The sequence below is a fragment of the Edwardsiella piscicida genome (assembly GCF_021733145.1).
GTDB classification, from domain to species: domain Bacteria; phylum Pseudomonadota; class Gammaproteobacteria; order Enterobacterales; family Enterobacteriaceae; genus Edwardsiella; species Edwardsiella piscicida.
Map to the genome: position 1 here is coordinate 2,654,839 of NZ_CP090968.1, position 15,630 is coordinate 2,670,468.

Here is a 15,630-nt window from a genome sequence, read left to right on the forward strand (position 1 = left end):
GAGCGCGGGCGCGGATTACCAGGTATATTTTAGACCGATACGATAGCGTCCCTGGCGCCGATCGCTGTCGCGGCTCTCCTTGATATCGCCGATTTCGATAAAGGGGCGCCAGTTGGCATCAATGGCGTATACCACCCTAAAGTTATTGGCATAGTCCCACTTTTTACCGTTATACAGCGGCTGGCCGTTGGCGGACATCTCACGCATCAGATCTAGCTGATACTGAAAGTTCCACTGCCCCCACTTATAGCCAATAAACGTATCAAACTCCTGGATCTTTGAATGGTAAGGCTGTTGGTCTACCCCCTTCATCGAGTAGTCCCATAGCTTCCACTTATAGCGCCCATTGATATAGAAACCATTATCAAAGGTGTAGTTCAGGCGCACAAACGGAATGAATACCAGCCCCTCAGAGGTAAAGTCAAAGGAGTTACCTGCCAGCAGCAGGGTATTTTTATTCAGATCGGTATAATAAAAAACATTTAGCTCAGAGCCATTCAGGTACATCTGATCATAGGCTTTATCATCGTGGTTACCATAGCGGGCATCAAACTCGAAGCCGATATGATTGCCGGTATCTAAAAATACCTTAAACCTATCGCTATGTTTTTTTACGCCCTCACGATACTCATGACGGTATTCAACGCTGGTTTTATAATTATTGGCCCATGACGGAGAGGCAGAAAACAAGCATGGGAGTGCGGCCAAGTAAATTAACTTGTTCATCGTATCCTTAACTCTTTTCAATATTAATTATTGACTGATGGGTAACCCGCGCGTTGCCGTTATGATGCCCGAGCCATAGCGCATTGACGCCGCGCAGCGCCGACGCCAGAGCGATCGAAGCCGCCGTTGGCGTAGGGATATACTACGCGCGCTAAAGTTTCATTTTATTACGCACGATCACAAAATCACACCAAACAGAAAGCAAGCGAAAGAAATAAAAAGAAAGGATAGTGCCATAATAAAAAAAAACGGTATCCCCCGTAGGCGATACCGTCGCAGTAAAATAACCCCAAAACTTTCGGCAATCGATCAATATTCCGTTAACGGCCAGCGCCGAAAATAGATATGGCTGGCCTGAGCATCTACCTTGGCAACATTATCCGCCAATAAATGGCGAGCGACGGTAAAGGCAAACTCAAAACTGACGCCCAGTCCCTTGGCCGAGATAAAGCGGCCATCGACCACCACATCCCTGTCCACATACTCGCCGTCGGCAAAACGCTCGGCCAGCTTGTCTCCGGTGCTGTAGCGCCGTCCCTCGAGCAGGCCATGGGCGGCTAACACCTTGGCGCCGGAGGAGCACAGCGCGCAGATATATTTATCTGCCGCAATGTGGCGGCGTAAAAATGCGACCACGCTGGCGCTGGCGTTCAGGCGGTCGGTGCCCTGAGGCCCGCCCGGCATCATCACCGCGTCGTACAGCGTCTCCAGGCGATCGGCCAGCAGCGCATCGGCCCGGATAGGGGTCTCAAAATAGCTGTTCAGCGCCAGGCTCTCCTCGCAGGAGAGGATCTCCACCTGAATATCCAGGCGACGCATGATGTCGATAAACACCACCGCCTCACCCTCTTCAAACCCGTGCGCCAACAGGACGGCAACCCGTTTCGTCATCCTCAGTGCTCTCCTTACAGCTGTCCGGCGCTGCCGCAGATGCGGATCTTCTGTTCCACCACCTGCTGCATCGCCGCCTTACCCGGTTCCATATAGTGACGCATATCGTTCGCCGCGGGATGGCTGGCGAAATAGGCTTTCACCGCGTCAGAGAAGGCGATCTTCAGCTCCGTCGCCACGTTGACCTTACAGATCCCCAGCGAGACGCAGCGCTCGACATCCTGATCCGGGATGCCGGAGGCGCCATGCAGCACCAGCGGAACCTCGGTCTGACGGCGGATCAGGGCCAGGCGGTCAAAGTCCAGGCGCGGCGCCTCTTTATACATGCCGTGCGCGGTGCCGATAGCGATGGCCAGGGAGTCGATGCCGGTCGCCTGGGCGAACTCGGCCGCCATCGCCGGATCGGTATAGCTGCCGTGCGCCGCGTCGACCACCAGATCATCCTCCTGACCGACCAGTCGGCCCAGCTCGGCCTCAACGGTGCAGTCCAGACGGTGGCAATACTCCACGACCCGACGGGTCAGGGCCACGTTCTCCGCAAAGGCGTGGTGCGAAGCGTCGATCATCGCCGACCGGACGCCGCTCGCCACCTTGGTGCAGATATCCTCATAGGACTCATGGTGGTCCAGATGCAGCGCCAGCGGAATACGGTATTCACGCGCCGCCTCGCGGCAAATATCCACCAGATAGGCGACGCCGGCGTAGCTAAAGGTACCGGGCGTACCGGCCAGGATCACCGGAGACCCCATCTGGGCCGCCGTCTTGGCAATGACCTGAATGGTCTCCAGGTTGTGAATGTTAAACGCCGGTACCGCGTACCCCTTGGCCTGCGCCTGCAGCAGCATATCCCGGGAAGAAACCAAAAACATCGTCACACCTCCGCATCTTCATCTGCTTTCATTTAATCATTAAAACAAAATAAAGAAAACATTCAAAAGACAATAAAAGTGTGACATTGACCGGCGAAACTAAAAGTAAAGATCCATCTTCGAACTGTAGCAGGTCACCCCCTTGCGCAGCAGGTTGTTTTTTGGCCGCTCGGCGCGCCCCGTTAGGCTCTCCTGCAGCCACTGCCACGGGCGCTGGCGCAGCAGGCGACGGCTCAGGGGACTCTGCGCCTTGGTATAGTCGTGCAGGAACAGCGCCACGCTCTCGCCGGTCTCCTGACAGCCCAGAAGCTGCACGCCGATCGCGTCGATACGGTGCGAAAAGTCGCCCTGCTCTACCGGCAGCGGCAGCGACGTCGCCTGCCATAGCCCGCTCTGCGGCGCGCTGTACAGCGCGATATTCAGCGCGCGCAGCGACCAAAAGCTGCTGGCCGGCCCGCTGTAGTTGTCCACCAGGCGCGCATCATCGGCAAACAGCCCCTGGGTCGGCGCGCCGGCCCGCATCGCCCCGTTGGCGATGAAATAGCGCAGCGTCACCTCCAGCGCCCGCCGCGCACAGCCCAGGCTCTGCGCCGTCGCAGCCTGACTGGCCTCCGCCAGCAGCGGTGCGGCGGCGGCCAGGCGATAGCAGGCGCTGCGGCCGAAGAAGGCGATCCCCTGGGGGGTAATCAGGTGACGGTAGCCGTCGTTAAACTGGCGCAGGGCGTCGTGAATAAAGGCCCGGTCAAACTGCGGATCGATCTGATCCAGCCAGTACAGGGAGTAGTGGAATCCCCAGGCATTGTAGTAGTCATAGTTACCGCGCGCGCCGTCGCGGAACCACCCCTCGCCGACATAAAACGCCTTAATTCGCTGATACTTTTGCGGGTCTATCTCGCCTTCGCCGCTCAGATCACACAGCACCGCCTCGACCGTCAGGCCGAACAGGTGCCAGTTGTTGTCCACCGTTTGACGCGCCGGCACCTGGCGAAACCAGGTCAGGATCTGCGCGCGCGCGCGCGCGTCGAAGCGCGACCAGACCCACGTCTTGCTCAGCCACAGCGCCAGCGCCAGATCGGCGCTCTCGCAGATGCGCTGATCGTAGTCGTGCAGCGTACCCCAATAGCCGGGATGCGCCGGATCGGTGCCGGCCAGAAACGCCCGGCTCAGCATCTCGGCGATGTCCCAGCGCTGTCCGTTCAGCCCCGTCAGGACGCTGTTCCGCCCCTGCGCCGCCGCGCTATGCAGCCAGGTCGCCAGCGTCGGCAGCACCCGGCTGCACCCCTCCATGGCGTCGGTGCGGGCATTCTGCTGACTGGGTCGGCCGGGGTAGTAGGCATGGGTATAATCCCACACCGCGTAGTGGTCAAACGCCTCCGCCACGTAGCGCACCAGCGTGTCGCACTGGCGCTCCAGCGGCTGGCTATCGTCGGCAAAGCAGGCCCGCAGGGCGGCGTCGTTGCGGGTATAGGCGCGCTTACGCCAGCGCAGGCGGATCAGACGCTCGCGCAGCAGATGCAGGTACATCTGCCCATCGGGGTGCTCATAGGGAATGATCGGACGCGGTGCGCCCTCGATTTTCTTCTGCGCCATACGGACGCCCTCGCTCAGAAAAAAGTCAAAAAAAGGGCAGCGCATACGGCGCTGCCCCGCTCAGGCCCCTCAGCTGCGGGCCGACTGCTCCAGCATATGGTAGCGATCCTGTCCCCAGGCGACCGGCTTGGGCTTGGTCTTGATCCAGTCGTGGTAGGCCGCCTTCATCTCGGCCACCCGCTGCGGATACTTGGTCGCCAGATCCTGAGACTCCGCCGGGTCGAGGCGATCGTTGAACAGCTGTACCCGATTGCTGCCGTCGTCATAGAAGTAGAGCGTCCACTCCCCGTCGCGTACCGCCCAGGATGAAGGCGAGAGCTTCTCCAGGTTCGGGTTCTTCGGCGGCATCGGCGCTTCATAGGTGATCCACTTCCAGTAGTCGAACCAGAACGGCTGGTTCTCCTCGCTGTAGTGCTTGGCGCCCGGCCCCGCCCAGAACAGGTAGCGGTGCGGTGACGTCTGCGCCTTACCGCTCAGCTGCGGCATGATGTCACGTCCGTCCACCTTCATCGCGTCGGGGATAGTGATCCCGGCGGCCTTCAGCGCCGTAGGCAGAATATCGATGGCGCTGACCATCACGTTGCTCTGGGTGCCGGCCGGGATATGCTTCGGCCAGTAGGCGACGAACGGCACGTGTACGCCGCCGTTGAACATCTGCCCCTTGAAGCCGCGATCCATTCCGTTGAGCGGCATCGGCGATTCGTGCACCGCCCCGTTATCAGAGATGAAGAAGATCAGGGTGTTATCCAGCTCCCCCAGCGCCTTCAGGCGTTCGATAATCTGTCCAATGCCCTCGTCGGCGGCGTTGACGGCGGCAAAATACTTGTCCGCCTCGGCGTTGCCGGTATGGAATTTATCCATATAGCGGGCCGGAGAGGCCTGCTCCAGCGGAATATGGGGAACGCTGTAGGCCAGACTGATGAAGAAGGGCTTGCCCTGATGATCGTCGAGAAACTTCAGCGTCTCGTTAGTCAGGTTATGGGTCAGGTAGCCCGGCGCGGCAATATTCTTGCCATTCTGCCAAATCGCCGGCGAGTTCCACAGCGCCGCGCCGGAGGCGTAGTAGCTGTAGGAGTAATCGAAGCCGCGCGACTCCGGGCCATAGCCCGGCGCGCTGACGGAGATCATGTTGTCGTGATAGTCGCGGGTCTGATCGGCCTTATCGACAAAGTTCTTCTTGTCGATGCGGGCGTTGTGCCACTTGCCGATATTGGCGGTCGCATAGCCGTTTTCCTGGAACAGCGCCGGCAGCAGCGTGATGTCCAGCGGAACGCCGAGCATGGCATCGTCGTTGCTGTAGGTGCCAAAGCTGGCCGGATAGCGCCCGGTGAAGATGCCGGCGCGGGACGGGCCGCACACCGGATGGGCGACAAAGGCGTTGGTCATTTTCACGCCCTGGTTCGCCAGCTGGGCCACGTTGGGCATCGCCCGACGCGCCGCATCGATCATCTTGTCCAGATCGCCCTGGTAACGCGCGGCCACCGGGCGTTTGCCCAGCGCCTGGGGATCCAGCGCATCCAGCGCAAAGTCCAGCTGACCGGTGCCCAGATCGTCCATAATCACCAGCAGGACATTGGGGCGGCTGTCGGTCGCCGCCGCCGGCGCCGCCGACGATGCACCGCACAGACAGGCAGCGGCCACCAGCCCTGCCAACTGCTTCTTCTTGCTACTGAAAAACGTCATTGCCAACTCCGTTGTTATGCATGTTTAACCAGGGTGTGTCCCGTAATGGTGCGTGTCGTCGACGCTCACGACCCGTTACGGAACACGTCCTAAAGACATCACATCCGCCGCCACCCCCCCGCGCCGGATCACCGCCTGCATCATCTGCATTGCCGGGGCGGTGTGGGTAAAAAAGTGCAGATAGGACGGGCACAGGTAGTTGTGCCGATGACGCTCGTCGGAGAGCCCCATAATTCGGTGTTTGGGACAGCCCCCCTGGCACAGCTGGCGCACCGGACACTGCTGACAGCGCGCCGTGAGCCGATCCTGCTTCGCCTGGCCAAAGCGCTGCTGACGCGCCGACGTCGCCAGCGTCGCCAGCGAGGTATCGGCAACGTTGCCCAGGCGGTTGGCCGGGTAGACAAAGTGGTCGCAGCTGTAGACGTCGCCGCTGGCTTCAATGATCATCGCCTGGCCGCAGGTGGCCGACTGAACGCAGGTCGAGGCCGGATAGCCCATCCATACCCCGAGCAGGCTGTCGAACTCACGCACGTAGTAGCGTCCGACGTCATGCGCCACCCAGGCATCAAAGACATCGGCCATAAACGCGCCGTAGCCGTGGGCCGGGACGCTAAAGGGCGCCATCTGCGGCGAGGCAGGCGGTGAATAGTGGTGGCCATGGCCACAGCCGCAGGCGGCGTCCACCTCCACCAGCGGAATGAACTGCATAAAGGTCGAGCCCAGCGCCTTGAGCGCCTCATAGGTCTGACGCCCCTTGTCCCAGTTCTGATCGTTCACCACCGTCAGGGTATTGAACTCGACCTGATGGCTACGCAGCGTGTCGATGGCGCGGCAGACGCGATCAAACGTGGGCTGCCCCTGCGCGGCGATACGGTAGCGGTTGTGCACCGCGGCCAGCCCATCCACCGAGACGCCGATCAGAAACCCGTTCTCGGCAAAGAAGTCGGCCCACTGGCTATTGATGGCGATCCCATTGGTCTGAAAGCTATTGGTGATGGTCTTGCCGCCGGCATATTTCTTCTGGTACTCCACCGCCCGCTGATAAAACGGCAGACCGGCCAGCATCGGCTCGCCGCCCTGCCAGGCAAAGTCCACCTGCTCCCCCGCGTGGGACTGGATATAGTCACGCACGTAGCGCCGCAGCGTCGCGTCGCTCATGGTTTCCGCCGAGCGCGCGCCGGCCTGCTGCGGCACTACCTCCTCCTTTTCCAGATAGAAGCAGTAGCTGCAGCGCAGATTGCAGCGATAGCTCGCTGGCTTGGCCATCATATGAAAGTGGGCTTGCTGTGACGGAGAACGCGACATGGGAGAGACTCTTATTTAAAACGATGTTTCTTATTTTACGAAATACAAGGAAAATAAGTGATGCGTAAAATCACAATACCGAAAAAAAACGAAAGATATTGAGCGGTACAGCGTAACCAAACAGGCACGTTCGCGCCGAGTCATGCGCGAATGAAAATCAATGAAAGAAAAGCCCGACACTAAGCCGGGCTAGAGATTCAGCGCTGCGGATCAGGCATACAGCGCCAGCATCGCGCTGCCCGCCAGCAGATAAGCGCCCGCGCCGTAGTCAATATTGTGCTCCGCACTCACGTCGCGCGGGTTGAACGCCGGCAGCTGTACCCACCCCAGCATACCGTTGTCATGAATGCAGCCGCGCAGCGCCGACCAGGCGCGCTCAACCATGGGCAGATAGCGCGCGCGATCCAGGATCCCCTGCTGGATCCCCCAGGCCACGCCGTAGCAGAACAGCGCGGTGGCGCTGCTCTCCGGCGCCGGGAAGCGCGCCGGGTCGCGCATGCTGGTACGCCAGAAGCCGTCCGCCTGCTGATAGTCGCTCACCGTTGCCGCCAGGGCGCTGAACATCGCCAGATAGCGTGGGCGGCTGGGGTGATCGGTCGGCAGATGCGCCAGGATACGCGGCACCGCGGCCAGCACCCAGCCGTTGCCACGGCTCCAAAAGACCTTCTCGCCGTTCTCTTCGCGCAGTTCACCGCCTTTGCCATCGGGAATGTAGCGGTAATCGCGGTAAAACAGCCCGCTCTGCGCATCGTACAGGTGCTCGACCGCATCCCAGAAGGCGACATCCATATAGTCGGCATAGCGGCTATCGCCGGTGCGCGCGCTGAGGGCGGCAAAGGCCGGCGGCGCCATAAACAGCGCGTCGCACCACCACCAGTCCTCGCGCCCCGGACGCGGCTCATCCACCATCAGCCCCAGGGACTTGATGGTCGGCTCCAGCGCCTCTGGCTGATTCACCTGGGGATAGACATCCAGATAGGCCTGACAGCACACCATATCATCGGCGAAGCGGGCGTTAGGGCCGGTGCGGAAGCCGGTATGCAGGGTGTAGTTCATCACCCCGTCCAGATAGGTCGTATCGCCGGTGGCCTGCCAGGCCGCCGCCGCGCAGGACCAGAACACGCCGCGCTCCCAGTCCGTATCCTTGATGAAGCGCGTCTTACCGCTGCGGCGTACGACGCTGCGCGTCTGGTGAGCCGCCTGATAGCGGTACACCCGCAGCATGTCGCGCAGAATCTCTTCACGTGTTATCGCAGTCATTGCATTATCCTCGCTGGGCCCGCTCATCTCCGCACTGGCGATGACTCCCCTGCGGGCCTTCGGTTTACCGCGGCCATGGCTGACATGGCCGCGCCTGGTTGTGTAGGGGCGAGCGACGCCGCCGACGCTCAGGCCGGGCGTCGATAGGCGCACTCGCCGTTAATGTAGGTCTCCGCCACCGTCATGGCCGGATCCACCGCCGTAAAGCTGGCGGCGGCGCCGGGGCGGATCGCGCCCAGACGATCCTGCAGGCCGAGATAGGCCGCCGGCACCGCCGACGCCATCTGCACCGCCTCCCAGACCGGAACGCCGGCCAGGGTGACCATGTTACGCACCGCCTGATCCAGGCTGCAGGTGCTGCCCGCCAGCGAGCCGTCGTCGGTTCGCGCCTCGCCGTGGCGCACCGTGATCTCCTGAGCGCCCAGGCGATAGCGCCCTTCGCCCAGTCCACCGGCGCGCATGCAGTCGGTGATCAGCGCGATGTGGCGGTAGCCCTTCATTCGATAGGCCAGATTCAGCATCACCGGGTTAACGTGGATCCCGTCAGCGATCAGCTCCGCCAGCATATCCAGATACAGCACCGCGCCGCAGCAGCCCGGCTCCCGATGGTGCAGGCCAGACATGCCGTTATACAGATGCACGCCGCAGTCGGCGCCCAGCGCATGGGCCTCGTTGACCTGGGCAAAGCTGGCCGCGGTATGGGCTACGCCGACCTTTACACCGCGCGCACGCCACCAGGCGATCGCCTGCATCGCCGCCGTCGACTCCGGCGCCAGCGCGGCGCGCAGCAGCGTTCCCTCGCTGGCCAGCCACAGGGCCTCCAGTGCGGCGCCCTCGGGGGCGCTCAGAAACGCCTCTGGGTGCGATCCCCGGAAGGGGGCGGTAAAGTGCGGCCCCTCCAGAAAGCTGCCCAGCAGGCGAGCCCCCTGCGCTTGACCGGCGGCGATAAACGCGCCGACCTGCCGCAGCGCCCGGCAGACATCCTGCTGCGGCGCGCTGACCGTGGTGCCGACCCAGGCCACCACGCCGGTCTGCGGCAGCGCATCGGCGATGGTCTGCAGCGCCTGCGGCGTCGCATCCATCACGTCGGCGCCGGCGCGACCGTGAATGTGGATATCGATAAGCCCCGGCCACAGGCTGTGACCGGGCAGACGCACCATCCGGGTGCCCGGCGGGATCGGCTGACCGACGCCGGTGATCACGCCGTCGGCAACCAGCACGGCGACGTCCCGCTCAATCCCTCGGGGGGTGAATACGCTGTCGGCCAGGTAGGCGGTTAACATGGTTTACAGTCCGTCGCTGGCTTCACACTCGGCCGGTGCCATCGCGGCCTCCAGCGTCTGGCGCATATTCTGTACGCTGCTGGCGCCAATCTCCTGCAGAATGGCCACCAGCTCCGCCAGCGTCGCACCGTCGCGCTCAAAGGCGGCGTTGGCGATCATCGGCAGGTTGACCCCGGCCAGCACCTCAACGCCCTCGCGGCGCATCAGTACGTTCAGCGCGCGGTTGCACGGCGAGCCCCCCGGCAGGTCGGTCAGGAACAGCACCCCTTCCCCGTCGTCGACCTCATCGGCCGCCTGGCGCAGCGCGTCCTCCAGATCGTCGGTCGACATGGATTCAACAAAATCGATAAAGCGCATCTGCGGCTGATCGCCGGCGATGGCGTGCACGGCGGAGGCCATGCCGGTTGCAAAATGGATGTGCCCGGAAATGACAAGACCAATCATCGTATTACCCTTACAGCTTACTCATCGGGAACGCCCCGCCCAGCCTTAGGCCGCGACGGGGCGCAGTGGTTACAGAATGCCCAGCAGGTGACCGACCACGCCGGCCGCCAGCGTGGAGAAGATCAGCACCGGTGGCTTAGCCCAGAACCCGGTCCCCTTCACCATGCGGAACATAAAGAACACCAGCAGCAGCGGCAGCATGTTCGGCATGATCTTATCGAACAGGGCGCTCTGCAGATCCACCGTCTTGCCGCCGAGCTCTATCGACGCCGTGGTACTAAATCGTATAAAGGTGGCGCACAGCGCACCGATGACGAAGATACCCATGATGTTGGCGGCGCGCGCCAGCTTCTCCGTCGCGTCGCTCATGCTGACCATCGCCGCCGTACCGGCGCGGTAACCCATGAACATCAGGCCAAAGTAGACCAGGAAATGCACGACCTGATACAGGATGAAGAATACGAACGGACCGGCGATGGAGCCATCGATGGCGATGGATGCGCCCAGCGCCAGGGTCAGCGGCATCAGCGTCATGTGGTCAATGGCGTCGCCAATCCCACCGGTCGGCCCCATGCCCGCCACCTTCATCACGTTGATGGTCGACGGCTTCTCTTTGTTCTCTTCCATCGCAATGGCGGTGCCTAGCAGGAAGGTGAACAGCTTCGGACTGGCGTTAAAGAACTGCAGATGGTTCTTCAGCGACTTGGCCAGATCCGCCCGGTTATTACCGTGGATCTTCTTCAGCGCCGGGATCATCGAGTAGGCAAAACCACCGCCCTGCATACGTTCGAAGTTAAAGTTGCCTTCCATGAACAGGCCGCGGAACGCGCACTTCCACAGATCTTTCTTGGTGATAACCTTGCGGACCTCGCCATCCTGATAGGCATCAACGTTGTCTACCAGGCTTGCGGCCTTACGCTTTTCATCCTGCGCCGGGGAGATAATGACTTCAGATGCCATCTTCGAATTCCTCTTTAACCTGCTGCTGTGAATTGGTCTTATTACCGCTGAAGAAGTAGTACAGCACCGCGATGGACGCGCCGAGGATCGCCACGGCCATGATCGGCAGCTTCAGATAGGTGGTCATGACGAAGCCGATGAAGAACACCCCGGCCATCTCTTTGGACCACATGATTTTCAGCAGCATGGCGAAGCCGATAGCCGGAACCATCTTGGCACCGATACCCAGCCCTTCCAGCAGCGCTTTCGGCGTGTTCTGATCGATCCACTCGGCGGCGTGCTCACCGAAGTAGACCGTGGCAAAGGCGATCACGAAGTACAGCATCGAGCGGGTGATGATGGTGCCTATCAGCAGGCGGGAAATACCGCCGGCATCGGCCTGTTCCGCGCACTCGTCCGCTTTACCCATGGTGAACGCGGTCAGCGCAAAGAAACCGATGACGATCATCTGCATCAAGACCGCGATCGGCATGCCGACCCCCATGGCCACTTCCGGAGACTGGCCGGTCATCACGGCGAAGGCGACGGCGGCGATGGTGCCCATGGTCACATCCGGCGGCTGCGCCCCGGCGTTCGGCACCAGACCCAGCCAGGCCAGCTCCAGGGTGGCGCCGGCGATCAGCCCGATCTCCATATTCCCCATGATTAAACCGACCACCGGGCCAGTAATTAATGGACGGTGAATATTTAATGCAACGTCGTATTTATCGATACCACATAAGAATGCCCAAATGGCAACCAGGGTAGCTTCGAAGACCATAAATATATTCCTTAGACGGAGTGTTACAGCGGGGGAATAATCCCCCCACTGAATTAGGCGCTTTTAGCCAGTGTCAGAATATCAACCGGTGACTGGTCTGGCGTATTCTGCACGGTGCAGGAAACCCCCAGATTGATCATGCGACGGAAGGCATCCAGATCGCTGTCATCAACCGATACCGTCTTAGCGATTTGGCGCTTGCCCTCATGGAAATGCATATTACCGATATTACAATGAGTAATCGGCACACCGCCCTCAACCAGGCGCGCAACATCGTGCGGATTATTGCACAGAATAAAAATTTTCTGGCGCGCGGCGGCTTTGTGAATCACATCGATGGTTTTTTGAATGGTAAAGAAGCGCACATCATATTCACCGCCAGCGGAGGCTTTCATCCCCGCCTGCATAAATGCAGCGCTATCGCCTTCGGCCGCATCATCATTAGCCACCAGAATCAGGTTGGCCTCCGTATGTTTACCCCAGGTAATGCGGATCTGCCCGTGCAGTAAACGTTCGTCGATACGAGTCCAGACAATGTTAGGCTGATTCATAAATTTTCCCTTCGAGTGATTTTTCAAAACCGTAAATAGTTACGCCCTGAACAACCCGGTTAATCTCCCCGGTCGGAGATGGGTTATCCGGTGAATTTCCAACGGCGATTGAATTATGGAATGCAAATGCCTGTGCCAACATCAAATACGCAAATAACAGTCCAATGTCATCGCTTTGCGCTACGCCCGGCACAATAATATGCCGACCGGCAGTTACCGTATTATCTTCATAGGCGGACACGGCAATAATTTCGCGTGCAACATTATCGCTACGAAGCTCTTTCAACAGGTCGAGGTCGTACTTACGCGTATAAGGATTGTTAGAAATAAAAACGAAGATTAATGTTTCGTTGTTAACTATTGCTTTAGGGCCATGACGGAATCCCAATGGGGAATCGAACATAGCAGCAATTCTTCCTGAGGTTAATTCCAGCACCTTCAGTGCCGACTCCTGAGCCAATCCTTGTAATCCTCCGCTACCCAGATAGATAACGCGCTGATACTGCCCGGCCCGGATATTATCTACAAATTGGCGGTTTATTTGTTTGAACCAATCCGCACTTTTTTTACAAAATTCTTCGATATCTTTCGAATATTTATCAAGACCGGCAAAAATCGTAACTGCCGCCATCATCATGGAGGAGAAGCTGGAGGTCATCGCCAGCGACTGATCGTTGGTCTCCGGCGGCGTCAACACCGCCAGCGCGTCCGGGCTGTTCTGGCAGAAGCGGTACAGATGACCGTCCTGGTTACAGGTCAGCACCAGATGGCAGCACTGGGTCAGGCACTCGGAGGCCACCTGCAGCGCCGCGACGCTCTCCGGGCTGTTGCCGGAGCGGGCGAAAGAGACCAGCAGGGTCGGGACATCTTCGCTCAGATACTGCTGCGGGCAGGAGACCAGATCGGTGGTGGCGATCGCCTCCATCCGGCGTGACACATAGCGTGACAGCAGCGGCACCAGCGCGCGGCCGGCAAAGGCCGAGGTGCCTGCGCCGGTGAAGATCACCCGCGCATTATCGGCGGCCAGCGCACGGCGTAGAAACGTCTCGATCTCCGTGTGCATGCCGCTGACGATCTGCTGGGTCTTCTCCCAGCATACCGGCTGTTGCTCAATCTCTTTCGCCGTCCATGTCGCGCCGAGACGCTGCAGCGCGTCCAGGTCATATCCCATATAGTGTTGCATAGTCACGTCCTAATTAGTTACGCAGGCAGGCCTGCGCGTAGCCGGATAAAATCTGTTTAATGTGCGCCTTGACCAACGCCTCAGGCTGCAGCGCCAGTTCGCCTTCACGCACGGCGGTGAACTCGCGCGGCAGATACTGGCTGAGCAGCGGATAAGGGATCGGCGCCTGGGTCAGGTTGTGGAACAGCGTCTGCTGTGCCGCCTGCACCGCCGGCGTCGGCCAGTAGTAGCGAATGCGGTCGCTGAAGCTGTAGCGACGGGCGAAACGCACCTGCTCGTCGCTGCCGCTGTAGTATTTTTGCCAGTTCTGCGGGGCTTCCAGCATCGCCGTTTCAATCGCCTGGCGCAGACCGGAACACTGCTCCGGCCCATACATTTCCTCTTCGATGTGGCACAGGCTGAACAGCGCCTCACGCAGGGCGAAGGTCAGCGCCGGGCCGACCTTCAGGATCGCAAAGTGGTTGTCCACCAGCTCGCGGTAGGCGCGATCGGTCTGGTAATCGGTGGAGTGGGCCTCGAACACCTGGTGCGGGTAATCCGCCAGCACCTGGCTGAGCGCCTGGGCCTGCTGCGGGCGAAAATCGATCACCCCGGTATGGTCAAACTCGACGCCCGGCTGTACGACCAGGCCGATGACGCGGTTCCAGCATTCGGCGATCCCGGCGCGGGCAAAGGCTTCGCGGTGACACTCGATGGTCTGGCGCGCCGCCTGCGGCGAGGTGACCTCCAGCGTATCGATATGCTCTTTGGCGCCGCCCGGCACCGGCACTTCGGTACCGATAACGTACACCAGCTGGCTACGGCCAACCTGTTCACGGGCGGTGCGCTCGGCGATGGCGGCCAGACGTGCGGCGCGCTCGGCGACAGTGGCATCGCTCAACGGCACCGGATCGTCGGCGCAGGACATGCTGCAATCGAGATGGATTTTTTGGAAACCGGCGGCCACGTAGGCGGCGATCAGGGTGTCGGCGTGGGCCATCGCCTCGGCGGCCGGCAGGTGCTGCCAGCGGTTAGGGCCCAAATGGTCGCCGCCCAGGATCAGGTTGGCTAACGGGAACTGCAGTAAATCGGCCTGGCGACAGACATAGTCGCGAAAGTCGGCCGGCGTCATCCCGGTGTAGCCGCCAAACTGATCCACCTGGTTGGAGGTGGCTTCGATCAGCAGGAGCGAGTCGTCCTGCAGCGCCTGCTCCATCGCGGCCTCAATCACCAGCGGATGGGCGGAGCAGACTGAATAGATACCGACCGGCTCACCGGCCTTGTGACGCTGTACGAGCTGTTCTAACTGATGCATCAAAATACTCCACAATAAACACGGGCCGGTTTACCGTGGAGTCAGCGCGTCACTTCTCTTTTTCAGCGATAATCACTTCAACGTGTGCTTCCCGCAGACGCTCGACGTACTCGTCGGGAATGCCGGAATCCGTGACCAGAATATCGATATCAGCGAAGTCCCGGATCATGTGGTAGCCGCGCTTGCCGAACTTGGTCGAGTCGGCAACGGCGATCACCTGATCGGAGATCTCACACATCAAGCGGTTAAGACTGGCTTCCTGCTCATTGTGTGTGGTGATACCCGCCCGCAAATCGAAACCATCCACCCCGAGAAAAACCTTGTCGAAACAGAAGTTTTTCAAACAGGCTTCGGCCTGCGAGCCTGAAAAAGACATTGCGCTCTTACGTAACACCCCGCCGGTGCAGACCACTTCCACTCCCGGCGAGGAGACGAGCTCCACGGCGACATCCAGACCGTTAGTCATGACCACCACGTTCTCCAGGCCCCGCAGGTGCCCGGCGATCTCACGGGTCGTCGTACCAGAATCCAGAATCACCGCGTCACCGCTGTTAATCAGCTTGGCCGCCGCCAGACCTATCTGAGACTTCACACCGCTGTTGCGGTGGCGCTTCTCGTGGACGCTCAGTTCGGCGATCACCCCGGTATTGGGGATTGCCGCGCCGTGCGAACGCACGATGTAGCCGTTCTCTTCCAGAAAAGTCAGGTCACTGCGGATGGTGACGCTTGAGACGTTAAACCGTGCGGCCAACTCCTCAACGCGTGCCTTCCCTTGGGCGGTCACTACGTTGAAGATTTCCATGCGCCTTTCGATTGCTGCCGCTTTCACTT

15 protein-coding genes are annotated in these 15,630 nt (G+C 60.3%); all 15 read right to left on the bottom strand.

All coding sequences use genetic code 11. From position 1 onward, the window contains the following. Positions 1 to 15 precede the first annotated feature (15 nt). The 15 genes from L1P05_RS12050 to agaR all read right to left on the bottom strand — a co-directional run bounded on the left by L1P05_RS12050 (position 16) and on the right by agaR (position 15,601). On the bottom strand, positions 16 to 726 hold the full coding sequence (locus L1P05_RS12050; protein ID WP_012849350.1) for an oligogalacturonate-specific porin KdgM family protein: 711 nt from the start codon (positions 724 to 726) through the stop codon (positions 16 to 18). Between the two features lie 309 nt (positions 727 to 1,035). Continuing rightward, a complete protein-coding gene (locus L1P05_RS12055; RefSeq protein ID WP_012849352.1) occupies positions 1,036 to 1,617 on the bottom strand; it encodes a DJ-1/PfpI family protein in 582 nt (193 codons plus the stop codon). 14 nt (positions 1,618 to 1,631) lie between these two features. After that, positions 1,632 to 2,486 (bottom strand): tagatose bisphosphate family class II aldolase, encoded by an 855-nt coding sequence (locus tag L1P05_RS12060; RefSeq protein ID WP_012849353.1) that lies wholly within the window; start codon positions 2,484 to 2,486, stop codon positions 1,632 to 1,634. A 99-nt stretch (positions 2,487 to 2,585) separates the two neighbouring features. Further along, positions 2,586 to 4,076, bottom strand: coding sequence for a DUF2264 domain-containing protein (locus L1P05_RS12065; protein ID WP_034168605.1), 1,491 nt, complete (start codon positions 4,074 to 4,076; stop codon positions 2,586 to 2,588). Positions 4,077 to 4,145: 69 nt separating this feature from the next. Then, on the bottom strand, positions 4,146 to 5,759 hold the full coding sequence (locus tag L1P05_RS12070; RefSeq protein WP_012849355.1) for a sulfatase family protein: 1,614 nt from the start codon (positions 5,757 to 5,759) through the stop codon (positions 4,146 to 4,148). Positions 5,760 to 5,834: 75 nt separating this feature from the next. Beyond that, positions 5,835 to 7,064 (bottom strand): anaerobic sulfatase maturase, encoded by a 1,230-nt coding sequence (locus L1P05_RS12075; RefSeq protein WP_034168603.1) that lies wholly within the window; start codon positions 7,062 to 7,064, stop codon positions 5,835 to 5,837. Between the two features lie 210 nt (positions 7,065 to 7,274). Then, positions 7,275 to 8,324 (bottom strand): glycoside hydrolase family 88/105 protein, encoded by a 1,050-nt coding sequence (locus L1P05_RS12080; RefSeq protein WP_012849357.1) that lies wholly within the window; start codon positions 8,322 to 8,324, stop codon positions 7,275 to 7,277. 128 nt (positions 8,325 to 8,452) lie between these two features. Then, the gene (gene nagA, locus L1P05_RS12085) at positions 8,453 to 9,607 is read right to left on the bottom strand and encodes an N-acetylglucosamine-6-phosphate deacetylase (protein ID WP_012849358.1); all 1,155 of its coding nucleotides are present in this window, start codon (positions 9,605 to 9,607) and stop codon (positions 8,453 to 8,455) included. Between the two features lie 3 nt (positions 9,608 to 9,610). Beyond that, positions 9,611 to 10,051, bottom strand: coding sequence for a PTS galactosamine/N-acetylgalactosamine transporter subunit IIA (gene agaF, locus L1P05_RS12090; protein WP_015462056.1), 441 nt, complete (start codon positions 10,049 to 10,051; stop codon positions 9,611 to 9,613). A 69-nt stretch (positions 10,052 to 10,120) separates the two neighbouring features. Beyond that, positions 10,121 to 11,011, bottom strand: a complete 891-nt coding sequence (locus L1P05_RS12095; RefSeq protein ID WP_012849360.1) for a PTS system mannose/fructose/sorbose family transporter subunit IID — start codon at positions 11,009 to 11,011, stop codon at positions 10,121 to 10,123. After that, complete coding sequence (agaW, locus tag L1P05_RS12100) at positions 11,001 to 11,771, bottom strand: PTS N-acetylgalactosamine transporter subunit IIC (protein ID WP_012849361.1); 771 nt, start codon at positions 11,769 to 11,771, stop codon at positions 11,001 to 11,003. Before agaW ends, L1P05_RS12095 begins: the two co-directional genes overlap by 11 nt. A gap of 53 nt (positions 11,772 to 11,824) precedes the next feature. Beyond that, positions 11,825 to 12,322: a PTS N-acetylgalactosamine transporter subunit IIB gene (gene agaV, locus L1P05_RS12105; RefSeq protein ID WP_012849362.1), complete on the bottom strand. Its 498-nt coding sequence runs from the start codon at positions 12,320 to 12,322 to the stop codon at positions 11,825 to 11,827. Then, positions 12,309 to 13,505, bottom strand: coding sequence for an SIS domain-containing protein (locus L1P05_RS12110; RefSeq protein ID WP_012849363.1), 1,197 nt, complete (start codon positions 13,503 to 13,505; stop codon positions 12,309 to 12,311). Before L1P05_RS12110 ends, agaV begins: the two co-directional genes overlap by 14 nt. A 13-nt stretch (positions 13,506 to 13,518) precedes the next feature. Further along, entirely contained in the window at positions 13,519 to 14,799 is a 1,281-nt protein-coding gene (gene kbaZ / locus L1P05_RS12115; protein WP_012849364.1) for a tagatose-bisphosphate aldolase subunit KbaZ, read from the bottom strand. Between the two features lie 49 nt (positions 14,800 to 14,848). After that, on the bottom strand, positions 14,849 to 15,601 hold the full coding sequence (gene agaR / locus L1P05_RS12120; RefSeq protein ID WP_012849365.1) for a transcriptional repressor AgaR: 753 nt from the start codon (positions 15,599 to 15,601) through the stop codon (positions 14,849 to 14,851). Between the last annotated feature and the right edge of the window lie 29 nt (positions 15,602 to 15,630).

Excerpts from the sequence above, each read along its gene's own strand:
- kbaZ (WP_012849364.1), bottom strand. The coding sequence starts at position 14,799 with ATGCATCAGTTAGAACAGCTCGTACAGCGTCACAAGGCCGGTGAGCCG.
- L1P05_RS12060 (WP_012849353.1), bottom strand. The coding sequence starts at position 2,486 with ATGTTTTTGGTTTCTTCCCGGGATATGCTGCTGCAGGCGCAGGCCAAG.
- L1P05_RS12075 (WP_034168603.1), bottom strand. The coding sequence starts at position 7,064 with ATGTCGCGTTCTCCGTCACAGCAAGCCCACTTTCATATGATGGCCAAG.
- nagA (WP_012849358.1), bottom strand. The coding sequence starts at position 9,607 with ATGTTAACCGCCTACCTGGCCGACAGCGTATTCACCCCCCGAGGGATT.
- agaR (WP_012849365.1), bottom strand. The coding sequence starts at position 15,601 with ATGGAAATCTTCAACGTAGTGACCGCCCAAGGGAAGGCACGCGTTGAG.
- L1P05_RS12095 (WP_012849360.1), bottom strand. The coding sequence starts at position 11,011 with ATGGCATCTGAAGTCATTATCTCCCCGGCGCAGGATGAAAAGCGTAAG.
- L1P05_RS12110 (WP_012849363.1), bottom strand. The coding sequence starts at position 13,505 with ATGCAACACTATATGGGATATGACCTGGACGCGCTGCAGCGTCTCGGC.
- L1P05_RS12080 (WP_012849357.1), bottom strand. The coding sequence starts at position 8,324 with ATGACTGCGATAACACGTGAAGAGATTCTGCGCGACATGCTGCGGGTG.
- L1P05_RS12055 (WP_012849352.1), bottom strand. The coding sequence starts at position 1,617 with ATGACGAAACGGGTTGCCGTCCTGTTGGCGCACGGGTTTGAAGAGGGT.
- L1P05_RS12050 (WP_012849350.1), bottom strand. The coding sequence starts at position 726 with ATGAACAAGTTAATTTACTTGGCCGCACTCCCATGCTTGTTTTCTGCC.
- agaW (WP_012849361.1), bottom strand. The coding sequence starts at position 11,771 with ATGGTCTTCGAAGCTACCCTGGTTGCCATTTGGGCATTCTTATGTGGT.
- L1P05_RS12070 (WP_012849355.1), bottom strand. The coding sequence starts at position 5,759 with ATGACGTTTTTCAGTAGCAAGAAGAAGCAGTTGGCAGGGCTGGTGGCC.
- agaF (WP_015462056.1), bottom strand. The coding sequence starts at position 10,051 with ATGATTGGTCTTGTCATTTCCGGGCACATCCATTTTGCAACCGGCATG.
- agaV (WP_012849362.1), bottom strand. The coding sequence starts at position 12,322 with ATGAATCAGCCTAACATTGTCTGGACTCGTATCGACGAACGTTTACTG.
- L1P05_RS12065 (WP_034168605.1), bottom strand. The coding sequence starts at position 4,076 with ATGGCGCAGAAGAAAATCGAGGGCGCACCGCGTCCGATCATTCCCTAT.